The following is a 22317-nucleotide window of genomic DNA, read 5'->3' on the forward strand; positions in this document are numbered from 1 at the left end:
ATTACCCTTTCAACTCATCCAAATCGGCAACGTTGATTGTTTTTCTGTTACGGTACACCAGCACCATAATCGCCAAACCGATGGCGGATTCGGCAGCGGCAACGGTCAGTACGAAGAATACGAAAATCTGTCCGGCAGTATCGCCCAAATATTGGGAGAAAGCGATAAAGTTGAAGTTCACCGCCAAGAGCATCAGCTCGATCGACATCAACAATACCAGCACGTTTTTGCGGTTCATAAAGATACCCATTGCGCTGATACCGAACAGGAGCGCACCCAATACCAGATAATGCGTCAAGGTAATCATGCTTTGCCCTCCCCTTCCGGCTTGAGGCCGTCTGAAACTTCGCTTTCTTCGGCAGATTCGACTTGCGGTTTGACCGCTTCCATTTTCACCAGACGCATACGGCCTTGGTCGGCGCGTACTTTAACTTGGTCGGCAGGATCCATGCGTTTCGGATTGGTGGTTTTACGGTGAACCAGCGCAATCGCGGCCACCATGCCCAACAGCAGCAATACCGCCGCCAATTCAAACGGCAACAGGTAGTCGGTATAAATACGGCTGCCCAAATCGCGGATATTGTTGTAATCGGCCGGAATGTCTTTCATCAGACCAAATGCGGCCAGGTCGGTTTTCGGGTTGACCAGAATCAGAATCAGGGCAACCGCCAACAATGTGCCGACCACACCGGCAACAGGTGCATGACGCCAGAAACCGGCGCGCATTTCTTCAATGTCGATGTTCAACATCATCACGACGAACAGGAACAACACCATCACGGCGCCGACGTAAACCACTACCAGCGTCACGCCCAAAAACTCGGCCTGCATCAGCATCCAAAGCATCGCGCTCACGCAGAAGGTCAGCACCAAATGCAAAGCGGCGTGAACAGGGTTTTTAGCAGTAACGGTACGAACCGCACCGTACAAAACGATGGCGGCAAGAATATAGAACAGAATCGCGGAAAAAGTCATTCGTCTGCTCCTTAACGATACGGCGCGTCAGCGGCTTTGCGTTTGGCGATTTCAGTTTCGTATTTATCGCCAATGGCCAAAAGAATCGGCTTGGTCATGTGCAAGTCGCCTTTTTTCTCGCCGTGGTATTCAAAAATATGGGTTTCCACAATCGCATCGGTCGGGCAGGCTTCTTCGCAGAAACCGCAGAAGATGCACTTGGTCAGGTCGATGTCGTAACGCTTGGTGCGGCGTGTGCCGTCTTCGCGTTCTTCCGATTCGATGTTAATCGCCATTGCCGGACAAACTGCCTCACACAATTTACACGCGATACAGCGCTCTTCGCCGTTAGGATAACGGCGTTGCGCGTGCAGGCCGCGGAAACGCACGGATTGCGGCGTTTTCTCTTCGGGGAAATAAATTGTGTCTTTGCGGGCAAAAAAGTTTTTGAGCGTTACGCCCAAGCCTTTTACCAATTCGCCAAGCAGAAAGGTTTTTACTAAGTTAGCCATATTATGTTCCCTCAAAACAGGGATTTCGTTAGGTATTCAAAATCGCTTTGTTTAGACGGCCTCAAGATGCCGTCTGAAACTTATTTCCACAAATTCAGCGGTGAAATCATCCACACGCCCAAAATCACGATGTAGGCGAAGCCGATCGGAATCAGCACTTTCCAGCCTAGGCGCATGATTTGGTCGTAGCGGTAGCGCGGGAAGGTTGCACGGATCCACAGATACCAGTACAGCACTGCCGCCATTTTCACGAACATCCAGAATGCGGAAGGCGTACCGATAAAGCCCCAGCTTTGAGGGAACGGAGACAGCCAGCCGCCGAGAAACATCAGCGATGTCAGCGCGGCAATCAGAATCATGAAAATGTATTCAGCAAGGAAGAACAGCGCGAATGCGAAGCCGGAGTATTCAACGTGGTGACCGGCAACGATTTCAGATTCACCCTCTGCCACGTCAAACGGCGCGCGGTTGGTTTCGGCAACGGCGGAAATCAGATAGACGATGAAGATGGGGAAGAGCGGCAACCAGTTCCAAGAGAATACCGAACCGCCGGCAATACCTTTGGCTTGTGCGGCAACGATGTCGGAGAAGTTCATGCTGCCCGATACCATCACAACGCACACCAGCGCGGCACTCATGGCAATCTCGTAGGAAATGCTTTGCGCGGAAGCACGCATTGCACCCAAGAACGAATATTTGGAGTTGGAAGCCCAGCCCGCGATGATCACGCCGTAAACCGACAGCGAGGTAATCATCAGGATGTACAAAAGACCGATATTGATGTTGGTCAGCACCCATTCTTCGTTGAACGGAATCACTGCCCACGCCGCGAAAGATGGGGCGAGTGACATAATCGGGCCGATGTAGAACAGGGCTTTGTTTGACAGCTTCGGACGGGTTACCTCTTTAAACAAGAGTTTGAACACGTCGGCAAACGGCTGGATCAGACCCCACGGGCCGGTTACGTTCGGGCCGACACGAAGCTGCATAAATCCAATGACTTTACGTTCGAAATACGTCAGGTAGGCAACGGTCAGAATCAGCGGAATCAGGATAATCACGATTTTGACGATGACGGATACCACCAAGCCTACGGTGATACCCAAATCGCCCAGACCGAGCGTTGCGGCAAAGAGGTTTTGGAACCATTCTTGCATGATCAAGCTCCCGCCAGTTCAATAGTGTCCATCAACGCACCCAGCGCGGCATTTTCGGTATGCAGCGGCAGATGCACCACGTTTTCAGGCAAACCGGCATCGGCTTTGACGGCAACCGATACGCTTGCGCCGTTTTGTTTGGCGACAGCGGTTTGTCCGTCTTGCAGGCCCAAGCGTGCCAATGTGTTCGGATTTACACGCGCGGCAGGCACGGCGGCATGGCTGGTTTCTTGCAACGGTGCGGAACGGCGCACAATAGAATCAGTGTGATAAATACCGACGCCGCCGACACGGACGAGGCGGTCTGAGGCCGTCTGAATGCCCTCCCCTGTCCATGTGCTACGGTTGTTCAGTTTGGACTGCAGGCTTTCCGCGTCTAACGCGTCTTTCAGAATCGCGGCAGTATCGTGGTATTCAAAGCCTTGCAGGTCAAACAGGTTGCCCAATACGCGCAATACTTTCCACATCGGACGCGAATCGCCGAAGCCTTGTACCACGCCGTGGAAAGATTGCAGACGGCCTTCCATATTGATGAAGCTGCCTGATGTTTCGGTAAACGGCGCAATCGGCAACAATACGTCGCACACGTCCAGCAGCGTTTCGCTGACAAACGGTGTAAACGCCATCACACTTTTCGCCTGTTTCAACGCGGCAACCGCTTTCGCACCGTCAACCGTATCGATTTCAGGCTCGACGTTGAGCAGCAAGACTGCCTGTTTCGGCGCGTTTGCCATTTCGGCAACGCTCTCGCCGGAGTTTACATTCAAGACATCCGCACCAACGCTGTTGGCGGCTTGCGGCAAAATGCCCAGCACTGCGCCGGTCGCGTCAGCCAGCTCTTGCGCGGCGGCATAAATGGCGGCGTAATCAGGATGGTTTTGCACTTCCGCGCCCAAAATCACTGCTGCTTTTTCAGCATTTTTCAGGCTGGCGGTAACTGCGTGTTCCGCATTGGCAGACAGGTTTTTCAGACGGCCTGCCCATTCGTCGGGATGTGCGGCTTCTTGAGACAGAAGCGGCATAAACAATTCTTCTTTACTGCTAGCCAATACGCTCAACGCCATACGGTCTTTGGCAGCGCGGCGCAGACGGGCGGTTAGGAGCGGCTGTTCTTTGCGCAAGTTCGCGCCGACTACCAATACGGCATCGTTGTCAGCCAAAGATTCAATGCTTTGTCCCAACCATTGCGCACCTTTAAGGCCGTCTGAAAGACGTTTGTCTTGTTGGCGCAAACGGGTTGCAAAGTTTTTAACACCCAAGCCGTCGGCAAATTTTTTGGCCAGATACAGCTCTTCAACCGTATTCATAGGATTGGCCCAAACGCCGACTTGGTTTTGGTTGCCGTCTTTGGCGATACATTCAATCGCGCTGCGGACATATTCCAACGCGGTTTTCCAATCCACGTCCATCCACTCGCCGCCCTGTTTGATTTTCGGGTTTTTCAGACGGCTTTCGTGATACAGGCCTTCGTAGGCAAAACGGTCGCGGTCGGATAGCCAGCATTCGTTGATGGCTTCGTTTTCCAGCGGCAACACGCGGCGGACGGTATGGTCTTTGGTTTGCACAATCAGATTACTGCCCAAAGCGTCATGGGCGGAAACGGACTTACGGCGGTTCAATTCCCAAGTACGCGCGTTGAAGCGGAACGGTTTGCTGGTCAATGCGCCGACAGGACACAAATCGATGACGTTGCCTGACAATTCGGTTTCCACTGCTTTGCCGATAAAAGGCATGATCTCGGAATGTTCGCCGCGGTTGGCCATGGCGATTTCTTGCACGCCGGCGATTTCTTCAGTGAAACGAACGCAACGGGTACAGTGGATACAACGGCTCATTTCCTCGGCGGAAACCAAAGGACCCATGTCCTTGCCGACGACGGAACGTTTTTCTTCGGTATAACGGCTGGTGGTTTTGCCGTAGCCCATCGCCAAATCCTGCAACTGGCATTCGCCGCCTTGGTCGCAGGTCGGACAATCAAGCGGATGGTTGATGAGCAGGAACTCCATCACGCCTTCTTGCGCCTCTCGGGCTTTTGCCGAATGCGTACGCACAATCATGCCGTCTGTAACCGGCGTGGCACAGGCGGGCAGAGGTTTGGGGGCTTTTTCCACGTCTACCAAACACATACGGCAGTTGGCGGCGATGGAAAGTTTTTTGTGGTAACAGAAATGCGGGATATAAGTACCGAGCTTGTGCGCGGCTTCAATTACCGTCGCGCCCTGCTCCACAGATACCTGTTTGCCGTCGATTTCGATTTGTAACATGGTTCGTTCCTAGTTACGGGTATTTAATAAATAATTCTTTTAGAGGCCGTCTGAAAACTTAGCACCATTTATTCGGTTTCATCGGTCCGCCGTGTTCGATGTAATGCACAAACTCATCACGGAAATGCTTGGTAAAGCTGCGAACTGGGAAGACAGCGGCATCGGCAAGGGCGCAGATGGTGCGGCCTGCCATTTGGTTACCGATAGAATCCAGCAAATCCAAGTCTTCCATGCGGCCTTTGCCTTCTACGATGCGGTGGACGATGCGGTAGAGCCAGCCGGTACCTTCACGACAAGGCGTACATTGACCGCAAGACTCGTCATAGTAGAAGTAGCTCAGGCGCTCAAGGGCTTTGACCATGCACACGTCTTCGTCCATGACGATAATCGCGCCGGAACCCAGCATCGAGCCGGCTTTGGAAATCGAGTCATAGTCCATATTGGTCTGCATCATGATATCGGCAGGCAACACGGGCGCGGACGAACCGCCGGGAATGACGGCTTTAAGTTTTTTACCGCCACGCATACCGCCCGCCATTTTCAAGACTTCGGCAAACGGCGTACCCAATGGCACTTCATAGTTGCCCGGACGCTCGACATGACCGGAAATACAGAACAATTTGGTACCACCTGCATTCGGAATACCTTTATCGGCAAATGCCTGTCCGCCGTCACGGATAATGAAGGGGACGGAGGAGAACGTTTCGGTATTGTTGATGGTAGTCGGTTTGCCGTACAGGCCGAACGAAGCAGGGAATGGCGGTTTAAAGCGAGGCTGGCCTTTTTTTCCTTCCAACGATTCGAGCAATGCGGTTTCTTCGCCGCAAATATATGCGCCGTAGCCGTGGTGGGCGAAGAGTTCAAATTCAAAATCCGAACCCAAAATATTTTTACCCAAAAAGCCTGCGGCACGCGCCTGCTCCAAAGCAGCTTCAAAACGTTGGTAACCTTCGAAAATTTCGCCGTGGATGTAGTTGTAGCCGGCTTTCGCACCCATCGCGTAACCGGCAATAATCATGCCTTCAATCAGGGCATGAGGATTGAACATGATGATGTCGCGGTCTTTAAATGTACCCGGCTCGCCTTCGTCGGTATTGCAGACGACGTATTTTTCGCCTGGGAAGGAACGGGGCATAAAGCTCCATTTCAAACCGGTCGGGAAGCCCGCACCGCCACGACCGCGCAAGCCGGAGGTTTTGACTTCGTCAATCACATCGGTTTGCGAGATGTTTTCGGACAGGATTTTACGCAGGGCGGAATAGCCGCCACGTTTGACGTATTCGTCCAATGTCCAGCAATCGGGATTGGCGGTATCCACTTGGTCAAAAATCACGCCTGATTGGTAAATAGCCATTTTTGGTGTGCCTGTTCGTTTTCGTATCGGTTGCAGCCGTTGTTTTCAGACGGCCTTTTATTTCAGTTCGGCAAGTTTCTTGTCAATCGCTTCTTCGGTCATAAAGCTGCACATGCTGTGGTTGTTGACCAGCATGACCGGAGCATCGCCACATGCGCCCATGCATTCGCCTTCGACGAGGGTGAATTTGCCGTCGGGCGTGGTTTCGCCGTAGCCGATACCGAGTTTTTTCTTCAGGTATTCGCCGGTATCCATGCCGCCACGCAGAGCGCAGGGCAAGTTGGTGCAGACGGTCAGTTTGTATTTGCCGACGGGCTCAAGGTCGTACATATTGTAGAAAGTAGCGACTTCGTAGGCTTGTGCAGGCGAGATGCCGATATAGTTTGCGACAAAGGCGATGGTCTCAGGAGCAAGCCAGCCTTTTTCGGTCTGGGCAATACGCAGCGCACCCATAATGGCGGAGCGGTGGCGATCAGCTGGGTATTTGGCCAGTTCTGTGTCGATTTGTTGCAACGATTGTGCGGATAACATGGTTTTATTCTCGATAAAATGATGGGCAGGTTTCAGACTGCCTGAAGACTAATTTAAACGGTTAAATCCACTCTTCGTTTTGCAAATGATTTCACTACGGCTTCATACCATTGTTTAATGGTTTGAGTGGTTTCCACATCATCATTGGCGCAGCGGTTTAGTGTACCGCGCGGCTGTTTTAATATTTTTGGGTCAATCGCCCAATCCAATACGCGGATAGGACGGCGGTTCACAATCCATGCAGTTTCCGGATTTGCATCATCGGTAACCTTATATGCTCCGCCGGTAACTTGGACAAGCGCAATCAATTCTTGACCGCGTTTTAGCGCAACAATGTCATTAACCTGAATTTCATTGATAAATGCGGCAATTTGACCTTCTCCGCCTTTCCACTGTCCCAAACCGATGATTTTTTTGTGTTCTAAAATCCAATCAATGTTTTCAGAAAATTCCATTTCGCCAGTTGGATGCATCTGCATATGCCAAAAATTCATTTCTAATATTCCTCGTATTTGTTTGCCCAGCTTTCAGGCAGCCTGAAAAGTGCAGGCTGTTTTTTTTGCGGCTTACCTGTCCACTTCCCCGAATACGATGTCTTGCGTGCCGATGATGGCAACGACGTCGGCCAGCATGTGGCCTTTTGCCATTTCGTCCATACCTTGCAGGTGGGCAAAGCCGGGTGCGCGGATTTTCAGGCGGTAGGGTTTGTTTGCGCCGTCTGAAATGATGTAAACGCCGAACTCGCCTTTCGGATGTTCGACAGCGGTGTAGGTCTCGCCCTCAGGAACGTGCATACCTTCGGTAAAGAGTTTGAAATGGTGAATCAGGTCTTCCATACCTGTTTTCATTTCGGTACGTTTGGGCGGAGCGAATTTGTGGTTTGTGGTAATGACCGGACCCGGATTGACACGCAACCACTCGGAACATTGTTTGATGATGCGTACGGATTGACGCATTTCTTCCATACGGCAGAGGTAACGGTCGTAGCAGTCGCCGTTGACGCCAACGGGGATGTCGAAATCCATTTTGTCGTACACTTCGTAAGGTTGTGTCTTACGCACGTCCCATTCCACGCCTGAACCGCGCAACATAACGCCAGTAAAGCCTTTTTGCATGGCGCGCTCAGGAGTGACAACGCCGATGCCGACGGTACGCTGTTTCCAAATACGGTTGTCGGTCAGGAGGGTTTCGAGTGTATCGATGTTTTTCGGGAAACGTTCGCAGAAGGCGTCGATAAAGTCGAGCATGGTGCCTTCACGGGATTCGTTGAGCTGCTTCAATACTTTGGCGTTGCGGAATTTGCTGCTCTCGTATTTGGGCATGAAGTCGGGCAGGTCGCGGTAAACGCCGCCAGGACGGAAGTAGGCTGCGTGCATACGTGCGCCGGACACGGCTTCGTACAAGTCCATCAGCTCTTCGCGATCGCGGAAGGCGTAAAGGATGGCGGTCATCGCACCGATGTCGAATGCGTGCGAACCGATGCCCATCAAGTGATTGAGGATGCGCGTTACTTCGGCGAACATCACACGAATATACTGGGCGCGGATAGGTACATCAATGCCGGCGAGTTTTTCTACCGCCAAGCAGTATGCCTGCTCGTTGACCATCATGGAGACGTAGTCCAAGCGGTCCATATAGGGCAGGGCTTGCAGATAGGTTTTGGTTTCAGCCAGTTTTTCAGTACCGCGATGCAGGAGGCCGATATGCGGGTCGGCGCGGACGATGGTTTCGCCCTCCAACTCCAAAATCATACGCAATACGCCGTGCGCCGCAGGGTGTTGCGGGCCGAAGTTGATGGTGTAGTTTCTTAATTTATTGGCCACCGTAGTTCTCCTCACGGACGATACGCGGCGTGATCTCGCGCGGCTCAATGGTAACAGGTTGGTAAATCACGCGTTTTTGCTCTTCGTCGTAACGCATTTCCACATAGCCGGAAATCGGGAAGTCTTTGCGGAACGGATGTCCGACAAAGCCGTAATCGGTCAGGATGCGGCGCAAGTCCGGGTGGTTGTTGAACATGATGCCGTACATATCGAAGGCTTCGCGTTCGTACCAATCCGCGCTATTGTAAATATCGACTACGGATTCGACTACGGGGAAGTCGTCGTCTGAAACCCAGACGCGTACGCGGATGCGTTGATTGTTTTTAACGGAAAGCAACTGACTGACGACGGCAAAGCGTTTGCCCTGCCATACTTCGTTTTTGTAAGTGCTGTAATCGACACCGCACAAGTCAACCAGAAGCTCGAAATGCAGCTCTTCATGGTCACGCAATGCGGTCATGACTGAAATATAGTGTTCGGGCAGACACTCGACGGTAATCTCGCCCAAAGCTGAAATGACTTTGCTTGCCTGATCGCCAAGCACGCCGATGACGGTCTCGTATAAGTTTTGAATGCTTGCCATATCGTCCTCTCCTTACTCGTCACGCGCGATGGTGGAAGTGCGCTTGATTTTTTGTTGGAGCTGAATCAGGCCGTAAATCAGGGCTTCCGCAGTCGGCGGACAACCCGGCACATAAACGTCTACCGGCACGACGCGGTCGGCACCGCGCACAACGGAATAAGAGTAATGATAATAGCCGCCGCCGTTGGCACATGAGCCCATAGACAATACCCAACGCGGCTCGGCGAGCTGGTCGTATACGCGGCGCAGGGCAGGCGCCATTTTGTTGGTCAGCGTACCTGCCACAATCATCAGGTCGGCCTGACGTGGGGACGGACGGAAAATGATACCGAAACGGTCAAGGTCATAACGCGCCATACCCGCATGCATCATTTCCACGGCGCAGCAGGCCAAGCCGAAAGTAACCGGCCACAATGAACCGGTACGCATATAGTTCAACACCGTATCCGCGCTGGTGGTGATGAAACCTTTTTTCAAAACGCCTTCTATTCCCATTCCAGCGCACCTTTTTTCCATTCGTAAATAAAGCCTACCGTCAGAACGACGATAAACACCAGCATAGACCAGAAGCCGTATGCGCCCAAATCTTTGAACACGACAGCCCACGGCAACATGAACGCGACCTCCAAATCGAACAGGATGAAGAGGATGGCGACGAGGTAATAGCGCACGTCGAACTTCATCCTTGCGTTTTCAAAGGCTTCAAAACCGCATTCGTAAGGCGCGTCTTTTTCGGCGTAGTGGCGTTTCGGGCCTAAAATCGTGCCGAGCAGAATAAACAGCACGCCGGCCGCAAGGCCGACGAGGATGAATACGAGGACGGGGAAATAACTGGCCAACATGGTCGTACCTAACTGGTTGACAGACAAATCTTAAAAATAGATTACCATTTTATCGAATTTCAAAAGCCATTTAAAGGTAAATATCAGCAAATCAGCAAAAAAACCTCAATAAATTCAATAAAGTTGTGAGAACAATTATTATTCTTATTTAATATTTCACAATTTTAATTTCAGTTTAATCATGTATCATTTCATTCGGATTCTCCGCCTATCCGATTTATGCCCCGAATCCGCCCTCTTTCCAATTCCCAATAAAACATGAGGCCGTCTGAAATAGATTATTTTCAGACGGCCTGTATACATCACATCCATTTAAATGGACAAATCAATCGACACCTTTGAGCATGCGGTTCAATACCGGGGCGAGTACCAACAGGATACCGCAGGTTACTGCGCCGATGGTGGCCAGCATCCAGTAGAAATCCAATGGCGACTGAGCATTGTAGTAGTCTTTAAACAACACTCCGCCCAAAGTAAAGCCGATGGACAATGCCAAAAAATTCAAAGCAACCATTTGTGTTTTAAACATGCTCGGTGCGATTTTGGTAGAAAACGACAGCGAAATCGGTGACAGCATCAGCTCGCCTATCGTAATCGCCAGCAACACCAGCATAAACACGATAATCGGCATCGGGGTTCCGGATGAAATATACGGAATAAAACTCAAATAAGAGACGCCGGTTACCAACATGGCCAGTGCAAACTTCAACGGCGTTTTAGGTTGGCGTTTGCCCATTTTCGTCCACACCGCCGCCATCACGCCGGAAAAGAGGACCACCCACATGGCCTGTATCGAATCTTTCCATGAAACAGGCACGGTAAAGCCGAAGAAAGTACGGTCAACCGTTTCGTCAAAATAAACCGTTGCAACGGTGTACACCTGAAACCAAACCGCCCAGAACATACAAATAGTCAAAAACAGCGGAATATAGGCCATGATGTAACGTTTATTGGCTGCCTCAACTTGGCTGCTGCCCAGCAAGCGTGCAAAATAAGCGATAACGGTGATAATGACCACGCCCAAAAGCCAGCGTGAAAAGTTCTCAAGATTGAGCGCGCCGGAAGCAATCACGCTGCTCAACACCAAAACCAGCAACACGCCGACAGCTATTGCAGTCTGTATCTTTTCAGGACGCAACGGATTCGGAGCCGGAGTATGCGGCAGGTTTTTACGGCCGCGCGAATACCACAGCAGGCCAAATGCCATACCGACGGCCGCTGCGCCGAAACCGTAATGGAAACCCATTCTGTCTTGCAAAATACCGGTCAACAAAGGGCCTAAGAAACCGCCGATATTGATGGAAATATAGAAAATGGAGAAACCGGCATCGCGTAATTCGCGCAGGTCTTCCCGTTCATACAAAGAACCGACCATCGAACCGGCAGACGATTTCACGCCGCCGCTACCCAGCGCGATAAACACCAAGCCCAGCAGCAATCCCATCAAACCCGGTACGATCGCCAATAAAATATGGCCGGTCATCACGACGATGCCGGCGATAAACAGGGTACGCTCCGCACCCCAAATGCGGTCGGCCAACCACGCACCGAGAATGGTGGACAGGTAAACGCTGCCACCGTACGCGCCGACAATGCCGCCGGCCAAGGCTTTATCCATACCCAAACCGCCTTGATTCGCGGCGTAATACAGATAAATCAGCAGGATGCCCTGCATACCGTAGAAGGAAAAACGCTCCCACAGCTCAATATGGAATAGGGTGGATAATTGCAAAGGATGGCCGAAGAAAGTTTTCTCGGCAGAAGACAGCTTTTGACCGGACATTTAATAAGTTCTCCTAATTATATTGGACAGGATCAGGCTTCAGACGGCCTATTGCACCTACCAATCATTTTTATAGAAACTATATATTACCGCCAATCTTTGCATTTGCAAAACATTAAAAAGCATATTTTTACAGAAAGATTAAGATTCGTATCTAAAAAGAACTCAATAGCTACATAACAAGGATATCGCGGCCATCTCCGTCATGCCCTACATATTCAAAAACCCATTAATTTTTAGATTTTCTATATTGTATTTTTCATGTGGCCGAAAACAGATATATTTACTGCGTTCGGTATTCCATTTAGGCTGATAAGACTTTAGAGTAGTTTCAGGCTGCCTGAAAACTATGTGATACAAATAACAGATAAAATAAAGCCCTACTTAAAAAAGTAGGGCTTAAAGAAATTGTTTATTTTTTGCCCCCACCAGATTTTCCGCTACCTGACGGGGGATTGTTACCACGTCCGCCGCCTGACGGATTACCTGTTTTGCTTGGCCAGTTTGGGTTACTGTTGCCTGTCTGATTATTTGCCATTATTGCTCCATTCTATACTTAAGTTTTCAGATACACGGACTTTTATTTCCGTTTCTATATTTTATAGATTTAGATTTTTTTTCAATTTAATTTTTTCAGTAGTCGTAGGTATAGTTACTAACAAACAGGCCGTCTGAAATCTTTCAGACGGCCTGTTTATCTCTTACGGTTTACACACCTTGTTTCAGGCTGGCTTCGATGAAGCCGTCCAAGTCGCCGTCCAATACGGCTTTGGTGTTGCCGACTTCGTAGCCTGTGCGCAAGTCTTTAATGCGCGAGGAGTCCAAGACGTACGAACGGATTTGGCTGCCCCAACCCACATCGGACTTGCCTTCTTCCAACGCCTGTTTCTCTTCGTTGCGTTTGCGCATTTCCAATTCGTACAGTTTGGATTTCAACATTTCCATCGCGGCGGCTTTGTTGGCGTGTTGCGAGCGGTCATTTTGACATTGCACCACAATCCCTGTCGGCTCGTGGGTAATACGCACGGCGGAGTCGGTTTTGTTGATGTGCTGACCGCCGGCACCGGATGCGCGGTAAGTGTCGATACGCAAATCGGCCGGGTTGATTTCGATTTCGATGGAATCGTCGATTTCGGGGTACACAAACACGGATGAAAAAGACGTATGGCGTTTGTTGTTCGAGTCAAACGGCGAATAGCGCACCAAGCGGTGAACACCGGTTTCGGTACGCAGCAGGCCGTAGGCGTATTCGCCTTCCACGCGGATGGTGGCGCGGTTGATGCCCGCGATTTCGCCGTCGTCTTCTTCAAGGATTTCGATTTTAAAGCCTTTGCGCTCGGCGTAGCGGCTGTACATGCGGAACAGCATGCCCGCCCAGTCTTCGGCTTCGGTACCGCCCGCGCCTGCGGTGATGTCGATAAAGCAGTTGTTCGGGTCGGCAGGCTGGTTGAACATTCGTTTGAATTCGAGGTCGGCCATTTGTTTTTCCAAACCGGCCACATCTTCCTGCACGGCGGCGAAACCTTCTTCGTCGTTTTCTTCGACGGCCATTTCAATCAGCATGCGGTTGTCTTCAATGCCTGATGCGATGTTGTCGAGCGTCAACACGATACCTTCGAGGATTTTGCGCTCTTTGCCAATTTCTTGGGCGCGTTTGGGGTCGTTCCAGAGTTCCGGGTCTTCGGAGAGGCCGATGACTTCTTCCAATCGGTCTTTCTTTCCCTGATAGTCCATATAGACGCGGATGTCTTCGCTGCGCTTCTCCAAGTCATTTAGGGTGTTGTTAAGCTGGTTGATTACTTCGGCTTCCATGATTCTTGTGTTCTTTCAAAATTTTAGGGGCGTATTGTAAGGGATTTGCCTGTTTTTTTCCATGACCGGGCCGTCTGAAAATGTGCGGTTTGGGTTTTCAGACGGCCTCGGTTTTGAATTTTTCCAACCAAATCCGCCAGTCGTTGTCTATCGGTGCTTGCACGGTCATCCGGCTGCCGTCTTCTATGCTTTGAAAACTGAGGCTTCGCGCGTGCAACATCAGGCGTTGCGTGCCGATATGTTCGGCAACGGCATGGTTTTGGCGCAAATCGCCGTAGTTGGTGTCGCCGACGATGGGGTGGAAAATGTGTTTCATATGGCGGCGGAGTTGGTGTTTGCGGCCGGTGTGCGGCGTAAGTTCGGCCCACGAATAACGCGAGGTCGGATAACGCAGCGCGGATTGGAACGGCAACTCGGTTTGCGCCAGACAACGGTAGGCGGTTTGCGCTTCCTGCAAAGTGGCTTCGGTCTGCGCTTCGGCGATTTTGTCGGGCATATATTTGAGGGCGTAATCAATCAGGCCGTCTGAAGGCAGATGGCCGCGAACAATCGCCCAATAAATTTTTTCGATGGTTTTGTTTTCAAACTGCTGCGTCAATAATCGTGCGGCTTCCGTATCGAGGGCAAACAGCAAGACGCCGGAAGTCGGACGGTCGAGGCGGTGGACGGGATAGACGTGTTGCCCGATTTGGTCGCGCAGGGTTTGCACGGCAAAACGGGTTTCGTGTTTGTCTAACCAGCTTCGGTGCACCAGCATTCCGGCAGGTTTGTTGACGGCGATGGTGCGGCTGTCGCGGTGGATAATGTCGAGCATGGCGGAGCAGTCGGAATAAAAGCAGATATTGTAACGGGCTTTTGAAGATGTGGCAGGCACACTTGCCGCCGAAACCCAACTTTCAGACGGCCCGCCCCTTTCGGGTTACAATACGGCACACAAAACACGAAGGAAAAGCCGTGAGCCTGCTCAAAAAACTGCCCAAACCCATGCTGCCCGACGAAACCCGCCGCGATATTCAGGCGCGCGAGTCGTATCATGTATTGAAGATTATTTCCGAATTTGTCGAAGCCGGCGAAGAATTACGCGCCATTCAGCCGGCCGTCAGCATTTACGGCAGCGCGCGCACGCCCGAAAACCATCCCGACTACGCGTTCACATTGCGCTTGGCACGCAAACTGTCGGATGCCGGATTTTCCGTGATTTCCGGCGGCGGACCGGGCATTATGGAAGCAGCCAACAAAGGCGCGTTTGCAGGCGCAAGTCCGGCGGTGGGACTGAATATCGTGTTGCCGCACGAGCAAAAAGCCAATCCGTATCAAGATTTGTCGATTAAATTCCAACACTTCTTCCCGCGCAAAGTCATGTTCGTCAAACACGCCGTGGCGTATGTCGTCATGCCCGGCGGTTTCGGCACGTTGGACGAATTGTTTGAAAGCCTGACTTTGGTGCAAACCGGCAAAACGCCCGACCGACCGATTATCTTAGTGGGCAAAGCATTTTGGGCGGGTCTGTTGGACTGGATACGCGAGCAATTGTTGGGCAGAAACCTGATTTTGGAAGAGGATTTGAACCTGATCCGCGTCATCGACGACGAAGACGAAATCATCGAAGAAATCTTCGCCCATTACGAAAACCGCTTGGAAGATTTGTCCGAACACCAAAATGCTTGGTCGCTGGGGCTGTAAAAAACTAAGGCTTCAACTGACAAAGGGCGGTTATCCCGCCTGTCCTTTGATTCATTAATAAAGGCCGTCTGAAAATGTTTTCAGACGGCCTTGAGATTTATCTTTTTCGACCTTTCTTCTTATCCATTTTATCCAACGCTTTTCCCATATCTTCTAAAGCATTCGGATTACCGCCAAAATCATGGCCGCCGACACTACACACAGTAGCAGATAGAATACTCATCGTCGAAATCTCTTTCATTTCAAACCGTTCAGATTCCATTGGGATCTCATGCAATAATTTCCCTTTCCCGAAATGACGACTGTATAGTTTTGCCGGCTCCGGATTCATAATATCAATCCTGTTCAGACAATCCAGATAGTGCTTCTCTATCATGGAAGTACCTGCCAAATTTTTATTCGTATCATCAAAATTAGTTATCACATCATATACTAACAAATTTGGGTTGTGAGGATGATTCTTGATACTTTCCATATCTGCATAAACACGACTCTGAGCACCATCCAGCATTGGCAAAAATCTTGGCCTATCAGCAAATACTGAGATTGGCAAACAAATTGTCATCAAAAAAACAGCTAACTTTTTCATTTTACTTTCCCCCGATTAGATCAAGTCGTTCACGACGAATCAATTTGTCGTTCGGATAACCCTGAATAGTGCAGTAGAGAGAAGTTTTACCATTACTCTCTTCCAAGATCAGCAATTTTTCTACTGTATTTTTCGCCGGTATCGAACCAGTCGTTGCTTGCATATTAGGTTGCCAGCGTACAGACTGGTGACTGTTAATAATAATTTGTGAAGGCGTTGCGAAGTTTTTACCCATCGGTTTCAACCCCCATTGCGGGAACTTGACCACCAAATCAGCAGCCCGTGCTTCTTCGACCTCAAACCCCCAGAAATAAAAAACAGGATTTTTACCGGTCTCATTAAATGGAAATTCCGAATATATTGTATCGAAACTAACAAAACGTATGCCGTTTAATATTATCGGTTTATTGAAGATGACCTGTCTTTTCCCATCTTCATCGGCACTACCTAACTGAAAACGTGCAGTCTTGCCTACTTTTTCAATCGGAGCATATTTGCTCAATGGCTCCTGTTTGTTTTTCAAGATATCAAACATAGATGCATCACATTTTACAAATGCGTTCAGCAACTCTTCTTCTGCACTTCCTGCCCATGCATTGGTTGTAAGTGCAAGTACAGCCATACTCAAATATTTGATAGATCGTTTCATATTGCCTTTCTAAAGTTAGCGTAGATTATCGTTGAATTACCCAACCATTTTAATTCATGACATCAAATTAAGCACGATCTAAATTATTGTTTTTTTCAGACGGCCTGTTATCTTCTTTCAAAGCGTTTAATTGTTTTCCCACTCGACATGCTCACTCAAGAAACCGCCGCTTTGGTGCGCCCAAAGTTTGGCGTACAGGCCTTGTTTCGCGAGCAACTCGGTGTGGCTGCCTTCTTCGATGATGCGGCCTTTGTCCAAGACGATGAGGCGGTCCATCGCGGCGATGGTGGAGAGGCGGTGGGCGATGGCAATCACGGTTTTGCCTTCCATCATTTTGTCGAGGCTTTCTTGGATGGCGGCTTCGACTTCAGAGTCGAGCGCGCTGGTGGCTTCGTCAAGCAACAGAATCGGCGCGTCTTTGAGCATAACGCGGGCGATGGCGATGCGTTGACGCTGACCGCCGGAAAGTTTCACGCCGCGTTCGCCGACGTGTGCGTCATAGCCGCGCCGGCCTTTGGCGTCGGAAAGGTTAGGGATGAAATCGGCGGCTTCGGCGCGTTCGGCGGCGGAAATCATTTCGGCGTCTGTGGCGTCGGGGCGGCCGTAGATAATGTTGTCGCGCACGGAGCGGTGCAGCAGAGAAGTGTCTTGCGTTACCAAACCGATTTGGGCGCGCAGACTTTCTTGGGTTACGCTGTCCACGTTTTGGCCGTCGATCGAAATCGTGCCGCTTTGCGGTTCGTAAAAGCGCAGGAGTAGGTTGACGATGGTGGATTTGCCCGCGCCGCTGCGGCCGATCAAGCCGACTTTTTCGCCGGGTTTGATGTTCAGGTTAAAGCCGTTGAGGAGCGGTTTGCCGGCTTCGTAGGAGAAATCGACGTGTTCAAACTTGATTTCGCCCCGGGTAACTTTCAGCGGCAGGGCTTGCGGCTTATCGAGGATGGTGTGGGGTTTGGACAGGGTGGCCATGCCGTCGTTGACGGTACCGATGTTTTCAAACAATCGGGCGGATTCCCACATGATGTATTGCGACAAACCGTTCACACGCAATGCCATGGCCGTGGCGGTGGCTACCGCGCCCACGCCGACTTGGCCGTGATACCAAAGCCAAATACCCAAGGCGGTTGTGCCGACGGTCAGTGAGCTGTTGACGATAAAGCTGCAGGTGTGCAGCAGCGTTGCCAAACGCATTTGGGCATGGACGGTTACCATAAATTCTTCCATCGACTGCTTGGCATAAGCGGCCTCGCGTGCGCCGTGTGAGAAGAGTTTGACGGTGGCGATATTGGAATAGGCGTCGGTAATGCGGCCGGTCATCAGCGAGCGCGCATCGGCCTGACGCGCAGCGGTTCTGCCGAGCTTGGGAATCAGGAAACGCATAATCATCGCGAATCCAATCATCCAGCAGATAAACGGCACGATAAGCCAGGCATCGAATGAGGACAGAATCACGCCGGAAGTGATGAAGTACACCAGCACATACACAACCATATCGGCAACGGTCATCACAACATCACGCAGCGCCAGCGCGGTTTGCATGACTTTGGCGGACACGCGGCCGGCAAACTCGTCCTGATAAAAGCCCAGGCTTTGACCCAGCATCAGGCGGTGGAAATTCCAGCGCAGGCGCATGGGGAACACGCCTTGCAGGGTTTGCAGGCGTACATTGGAAGCGAAAAAGGTCCAAACGGCAAAAAATGCCACCATGGCCATCATGCCGATTAATGCATGGCCTTTTTCAACAAAAAGCGTTTGCGGCGTATAAGCGCCGAGCCAGTCGACCACCTTGCCCATAAACTGGAACATCAAGGCTTCCATGATGCCGACGCCGACCGTAAACACGGCCAACACGGCAATCCATTTGCGCACGCCTTCAATGTTGCTCCAAATAAACCGCCACAACCCTTTTTCTGGCGTTTTCGGAGCGGCTTCTGGATAAGGGTCGATGCGGGACTCGAACCATGAGAATATTTTTTTAATCATTGTTTTTGCAAATTTGATAAGACGGCCAGGCCGTCTGAAAAGGATAACTCAAATACATTCAAGACTGTATTTTACGGGAAAAATCCGACTGATGACAGCGGATACCGTCAATCCGACCAAACCAATCTATCGATTTGACCATCTAAAAATCCCTTTGCTTTGCATAAAACAAAGGCCGTCTGAAACTTTTCAGACGGCCTTTGCTGGATTTAGGCTAATCCTAAAAATTACTCTTTACGTTGACGACCCAAATCGGCAGCGGCAGTAAACAAAACGTCGGTGGAAGAGTTCAACGCAGTTTCTGCAGAGTCTTGAATCACGCCGATGATGAAGCCGACGGCAACCACCTGCATAGCCACATCGTTATCGATACCGAACAGGCTGCACGCCAAAGGAATCAGCAGCAATGAACCGCCGGCCACACCGGATGCGCCGCACGCGCTGACGGTAGCCACCAGGCTCAGCAGCAATGCAGTGGCGAAGTCAACCGTAATGCCTTGTGTATACGCCGCAGCCATTGCCAAAACGGTAATGGTGATGGCCGCACCGGCCATATTGATGGTTGCACCCAATGGAATGGAGATAGAGTAAGTGTCTTCGTGCAGACCCAGTTTTTTCGCCAATGCCATGTTCACAGGGATATTGGCGGCGGAAGAACGGGTGAAGAAGGCATACACGCCGCTTTCGCGCAGGCAGGTAAACACCAGCGGGAAAGGATTGCTGCGGATTTGCGACCACACAATAATCGGGTTGACCACCAACGCAATAAACAGCATACAGCCGAGCAATACGGCCAACAGCTGCATATAGCCGGCAAGCGCTTCAAAACCGGTTTCCGCAATGGTAGAGGACACCAAGCCGAAAATACCCAACGGCGCAAAACGGATAATCCATTTCACAACTGTCGAAACGGTATCGGCCAAGTCGGCCACCACTTGGCGGGTCGTATCCGAACCGTGATGGCGCAAAGCCGCACCCAATATCAGGGCCCAAGCCAAAATACCGATATAGTTGGCATTGGCCAGAGCGTTAATCGGGTTGGCCACCAAATTCATCAGCAGCGTTTTCAACACTTCGATAATGCCGGAAGGCGGCGCAACGGATACATCACCGGCCGTACGCAGAATCAGCGTGGTCGGGAATGCCATACTGGCAATGACTGCCACCACTGCCGCTGCAAACGTACCCAAAATATACAAAATCAAAATCGGTTTGATGTGGGCCTGATTGCCTTTTTGGTGTTGCGCAATGGCGGCAGTCACCAAAACAAATACCAAAATCGGCGCGATAGCCTTAAGCGCACCGACAAACAGGCTGCCCAGCAGTCCTGCGCTGATACCGACTTGCGGCGCAACTGCGCCCACAAGAATACCTAAAACCAAGCCGATGGCGATTTGTGCCACCAGGCTGACGCGATTGAGCGCGTTCAAAATCGGATTGCCACTTGCCATATCCGTTCCTTCACAATTTAAAGATATGTTAAAAAAGTCTTACATTCTAAAATAAAAAATCATTTGTCGGCGAGGTTTTCATGCACACCTCACAAAAACGGCATTAAAGTTTAACATTTATGACACAATTGGCACTTTATGCCAAGAATACAGTGAAACCTGCTCAAACCCTACTTTAAGAATATACCCATACCGTTGCTTTACTTCTCTATATCTTGCTTTCAGACGGCCTGAAATCTGCGCCATAAGGCCGAATACAAAGGCAACTTCACCAGTAAAAATACAAAAACATAAATATTACAATCAGATAGAAATAAACCAAAATCCGCCCTTTAAGTCGCATTTTGCAACGTTATCGCGCTAAATTTCCGTTTATAACCATAGCCTGAAACCTTGCAGAAATAATGTTAAAATCCCCAAACTGAAGAATTGTCGCTGTCGAACACACATCATGACCAAACTGACCTACCCTGTTTTATTTGCATCATTGGCGCTCGCCTACGGACACGCGTTGGCAGTAGATACTTCCGTTCCCAAAGCGGAAGACTACGAGGCCGTTCCCGAATCCGAAATGCCCAAACAGCCCAAAGACGACCAAACAGGCAAACTCAAGCCCAAATTCCCCGTCAAAATCGACACCCAAGACAGCGAAGTCAAAGAAATGCTTGAAGAATACCTGCCGCTGATTACCCAGCAGCAGGAAGAAGAGCTGGATAAAGAGCAGGTCGGCTTCCTCGCCGAAGAGGCACCCGACAACGTCAAAACCATGCTCCGGACCAAAGGCTACTTCAACAGCAACGTCAATATTCAAGACCACGGCGAGAGCTATACCGTCAACGTCACCCCCGGCCCGCGCACCAAAGTCGACAACGTCAGCGTGGCCATCCTCGGCGACGTATTGAATGACGACAACTTGGCCGAGTACTACCAAAATGCGATGGAAAACTGGCAGCAGCCCGTTGGCGAAAACTTCGACCAAGACGGCTGGAGTGCAAGTAAAACCTCCGTCCTCAGCGCGGTAACACGCAAAAAATATCCTTTGGCAAAACTCACCACCACTCAAGCCACCATCAATCCCAATACCCAAAAAGCCGACTTGAACGTCATCGTGGAGAGCAACCGCCCCATTTACTTCGGCGATTTCCAAATCACCGGCGCACGTCGCTACCCTGAGAGCGTGGTTTCCGGTATGGCGCGTTTCCACCCTGGTTCGCCTTACGACTTGGACAAAATCCTCGACCTACAACAGGCGCTCGAGCAAAACGGCCACTACTCCGGCGCGTCCGTACAAGCCGACTTCGACCAACTGCAGGGCGACCGCGTTCCCGTCAAAATCAACGTGACCGAAGTCAAACGCCACAAACTGGAAACCGGTATCCGCTACGACTCCGAATACGGAATCGGCGGCCGTATCGCCTACGACTATTACAACCTCTTTAACAAAGGTTACATCGGTTCCATCGTTTGGGACATGGACAAATACGAGACCACGCTGGCCGCCGGTATCAGCCAACCGCGCAACAACCGCGGCAACTACTGGACCAGCAACGTTTCCTACAACCGCTCGACCACGCAAAACCTTGAAAAACGCGCCCTGACCAGCGGTATTTGGTATGTCCGCGACCGCAACAATATCGATGCCCGCTTCGGCCTCGAATTCATTACCGAAGACCGCAAAGTCCCCGACACCAGCTACGATTTGGGCCGAAGCCATGCCACCATGCTGACCGCCTCATGGAAACGACAAAGCATCGAAACCGAGCTGCACCCTCAAAACGGCTACTACCTCGACGGCAAAATCGGGGCAACTTTGGGCAAATTCCTCTCCTCCACCCAAATGGCACGCGCCACGGCACGCGCAGGCTATTTCTTCACACCTGAAAACAAAAAAATCGGTACATTCATCGTACGCGGACAAGCAGGCTACGTTTATGCCCGCGAAGGCGAAGAAGTACCGTCCAGCCTGATGTTCCGCACCGGCGGCGCAACTTCCGTACGCGGTTACGAACTCGACAGCATCGGCTTGGCCGGCCCCAACGGCTCCGTCCTGCCGCAACGCGCCTTGGTGGTCGGCAGCCTCGAATATCAATTCCCGGTTACCAAAAGCTTCTCCGGCGCCATCTTCCACGATGTTGGCGATGCGGCAAGCAACTTCAAACACATGACCTTAAAACACGGTACCGGCTTGGGTGTACGCTGGTTCAGCCCGGTTGCACCGTTCTCCTTCGACATTGCCTACGGCCATCACGACAAAAAAATCCGCTGGCACATCAGCTTGGGCACAAGGTTTTAACAAACATACACCATCCATTCTTTCAGACGGCCTCAGCCATTTCAGGCCGTCTGA

The 22317-nt window shown here is 50.9% G+C and carries 21 protein-coding genes; 2 read left to right on the plus strand and 19 right to left on the minus strand.

Annotated elements, in window-relative coordinates; genetic code table 11:
* Nucleotide 1 precedes the first annotated feature (1 nt).
* The 15 genes from nuoK to truC form a co-directional block, all read right to left on the minus strand.
* On the minus strand, nt 2–307 hold the full coding sequence (gene nuoK, locus HMPREF3047_RS05020) for an NADH-quinone oxidoreductase subunit NuoK (RefSeq protein ID WP_003747881.1): 306 nt from the start codon (nt 305–307) through the stop codon (nt 2–4).
* On the minus strand, nt 304–975 hold the full coding sequence (locus tag HMPREF3047_RS05025; RefSeq protein WP_003750564.1) for an NADH-quinone oxidoreductase subunit J: 672 nt from the start codon (nt 973–975) through the stop codon (nt 304–306). The genes nuoK and HMPREF3047_RS05025 overlap by 4 nt, the downstream gene beginning before the upstream one ends.
* Before the next feature lie 11 nt (nt 976–986).
* A complete protein-coding gene (nuoI, locus tag HMPREF3047_RS05030) occupies nt 987–1466 on the minus strand; it encodes an NADH-quinone oxidoreductase subunit NuoI (RefSeq protein ID WP_019272040.1) in 480 nt (159 codons plus the stop codon).
* Between the two features lie 80 nt (nt 1467–1546).
* Nucleotides 1547–2623, minus strand: a complete 1077-nt coding sequence (nuoH, locus tag HMPREF3047_RS05035) for an NADH-quinone oxidoreductase subunit NuoH (RefSeq protein ID WP_002216340.1) — start codon at nt 2621–2623, stop codon at nt 1547–1549.
* A 2-nt stretch (nt 2624–2625) separates the two neighbouring features.
* Entirely contained in the window at nt 2626–4887 is a 2262-nt protein-coding gene (gene nuoG, locus HMPREF3047_RS05040) for an NADH-quinone oxidoreductase subunit NuoG (RefSeq protein ID WP_070712382.1), read from the minus strand.
* Between the two features lie 58 nt (nt 4888–4945).
* Complete coding sequence (gene nuoF / locus HMPREF3047_RS05045) at nt 4946–6241, minus strand: NADH-quinone oxidoreductase subunit NuoF (protein ID WP_070712383.1); 1296 nt, start codon at nt 6239–6241, stop codon at nt 4946–4948.
* Nucleotides 6242–6298: 57 nt separating this feature from the next.
* Entirely contained in the window at nt 6299–6772 is a 474-nt protein-coding gene (nuoE, locus tag HMPREF3047_RS05050; RefSeq protein ID WP_070712384.1) for an NADH-quinone oxidoreductase subunit NuoE, read from the minus strand.
* Between the two features lie 53 nt (nt 6773–6825).
* The gene (locus HMPREF3047_RS05055) at nt 6826–7266 is read right to left on the minus strand and encodes a hypothetical protein (RefSeq protein ID WP_049335747.1); all 441 of its coding nucleotides are present in this window, start codon (nt 7264–7266) and stop codon (nt 6826–6828) included.
* Nucleotides 7267–7338: 72 nt separating this feature from the next.
* A complete protein-coding gene (gene nuoD / locus HMPREF3047_RS05060) occupies nt 7339–8595 on the minus strand; it encodes an NADH dehydrogenase (quinone) subunit D (RefSeq protein WP_049332998.1) in 1257 nt (418 codons plus the stop codon).
* On the minus strand, nt 8585–9178 hold the full coding sequence (locus tag HMPREF3047_RS05065) for an NADH-quinone oxidoreductase subunit C (protein ID WP_002258030.1): 594 nt from the start codon (nt 9176–9178) through the stop codon (nt 8585–8587). Before HMPREF3047_RS05065 ends, nuoD begins: the two co-directional genes overlap by 11 nt.
* A gap of 12 nt (nt 9179–9190) precedes the next feature.
* Complete coding sequence (locus HMPREF3047_RS05070) at nt 9191–9673, minus strand: NuoB/complex I 20 kDa subunit family protein (protein ID WP_002215610.1); 483 nt, start codon at nt 9671–9673, stop codon at nt 9191–9193.
* A complete protein-coding gene (locus tag HMPREF3047_RS05075) occupies nt 9664–10020 on the minus strand; it encodes an NADH-quinone oxidoreductase subunit A (RefSeq protein ID WP_003708115.1) in 357 nt (118 codons plus the stop codon). The genes HMPREF3047_RS05070 and HMPREF3047_RS05075 overlap by 10 nt, the downstream gene beginning before the upstream one ends.
* Nucleotides 10021–10345: 325 nt before the next feature.
* The gene (locus HMPREF3047_RS05080) at nt 10346–11803 is read right to left on the minus strand and encodes an oligopeptide:H+ symporter (protein WP_070712385.1); all 1458 of its coding nucleotides are present in this window, start codon (nt 11801–11803) and stop codon (nt 10346–10348) included.
* A gap of 708 nt (nt 11804–12511) precedes the next feature.
* Nucleotides 12512–13615: a peptide chain release factor 2 gene (prfB, locus tag HMPREF3047_RS05085; protein ID WP_039407069.1), complete on the minus strand. Its 1104-nt coding sequence runs from the start codon at nt 13613–13615 to the stop codon at nt 12512–12514.
* A 97-nt stretch (nt 13616–13712) separates the two neighbouring features.
* Nucleotides 13713–14429, minus strand: a complete 717-nt coding sequence (gene truC / locus HMPREF3047_RS05090) for a tRNA pseudouridine(65) synthase TruC (protein ID WP_070712439.1) — start codon at nt 14427–14429, stop codon at nt 13713–13715.
* 140 nt (nt 14430–14569) lie between these two features.
* Here truC and HMPREF3047_RS05095 point away from each other — a divergent pair, with 140 nt between their 5' ends.
* On the plus strand, nt 14570–15298 hold the full coding sequence (locus HMPREF3047_RS05095) for an LOG family protein (protein ID WP_003747857.1): 729 nt from the start codon (nt 14570–14572) through the stop codon (nt 15296–15298).
* Between the two features lie 97 nt (nt 15299–15395).
* Here HMPREF3047_RS05095 and HMPREF3047_RS05100 read toward each other — a convergent pair whose 3' ends face one another.
* From HMPREF3047_RS05100 to sstT, 4 genes are all read right to left on the minus strand, one after another.
* The gene (locus HMPREF3047_RS05100) at nt 15396–15887 is read right to left on the minus strand and encodes a surface-adhesin E family protein (protein WP_070712386.1); all 492 of its coding nucleotides are present in this window, start codon (nt 15885–15887) and stop codon (nt 15396–15398) included.
* A gap of 1 nt (nt 15888) precedes the next feature.
* The gene (locus HMPREF3047_RS05105; protein WP_070712387.1) at nt 15889–16536 is read right to left on the minus strand and encodes a hypothetical protein; all 648 of its coding nucleotides are present in this window, start codon (nt 16534–16536) and stop codon (nt 15889–15891) included.
* 126 nt (nt 16537–16662) lie between these two features.
* A complete protein-coding gene (locus HMPREF3047_RS05110; protein WP_049349253.1) occupies nt 16663–18519 on the minus strand; it encodes an ABC transporter ATP-binding protein in 1857 nt (618 codons plus the stop codon).
* Nucleotides 18520–18746: 227 nt separating this feature from the next.
* On the minus strand, nt 18747–19970 hold the full coding sequence (sstT, locus tag HMPREF3047_RS05115) for a serine/threonine transporter SstT (protein ID WP_070712388.1): 1224 nt from the start codon (nt 19968–19970) through the stop codon (nt 18747–18749).
* A gap of 451 nt (nt 19971–20421) precedes the next feature.
* On the opposite strand from sstT, the gene HMPREF3047_RS05120 reads away from it, so the two are divergent.
* Nucleotides 20422–22263 (plus strand): autotransporter assembly complex protein TamA, encoded by a 1842-nt coding sequence (locus HMPREF3047_RS05120; RefSeq protein WP_070712389.1) that lies wholly within the window; start codon nt 20422–20424, stop codon nt 22261–22263.
* Nucleotides 22264–22317: the final 54 nt, after the last annotated feature.

The organism is Neisseria sp. HMSC075C10, assembly GCF_001815615.1.
Classification (GTDB): domain Bacteria; phylum Pseudomonadota; class Gammaproteobacteria; order Burkholderiales; family Neisseriaceae; genus Neisseria; species Neisseria subflava_A.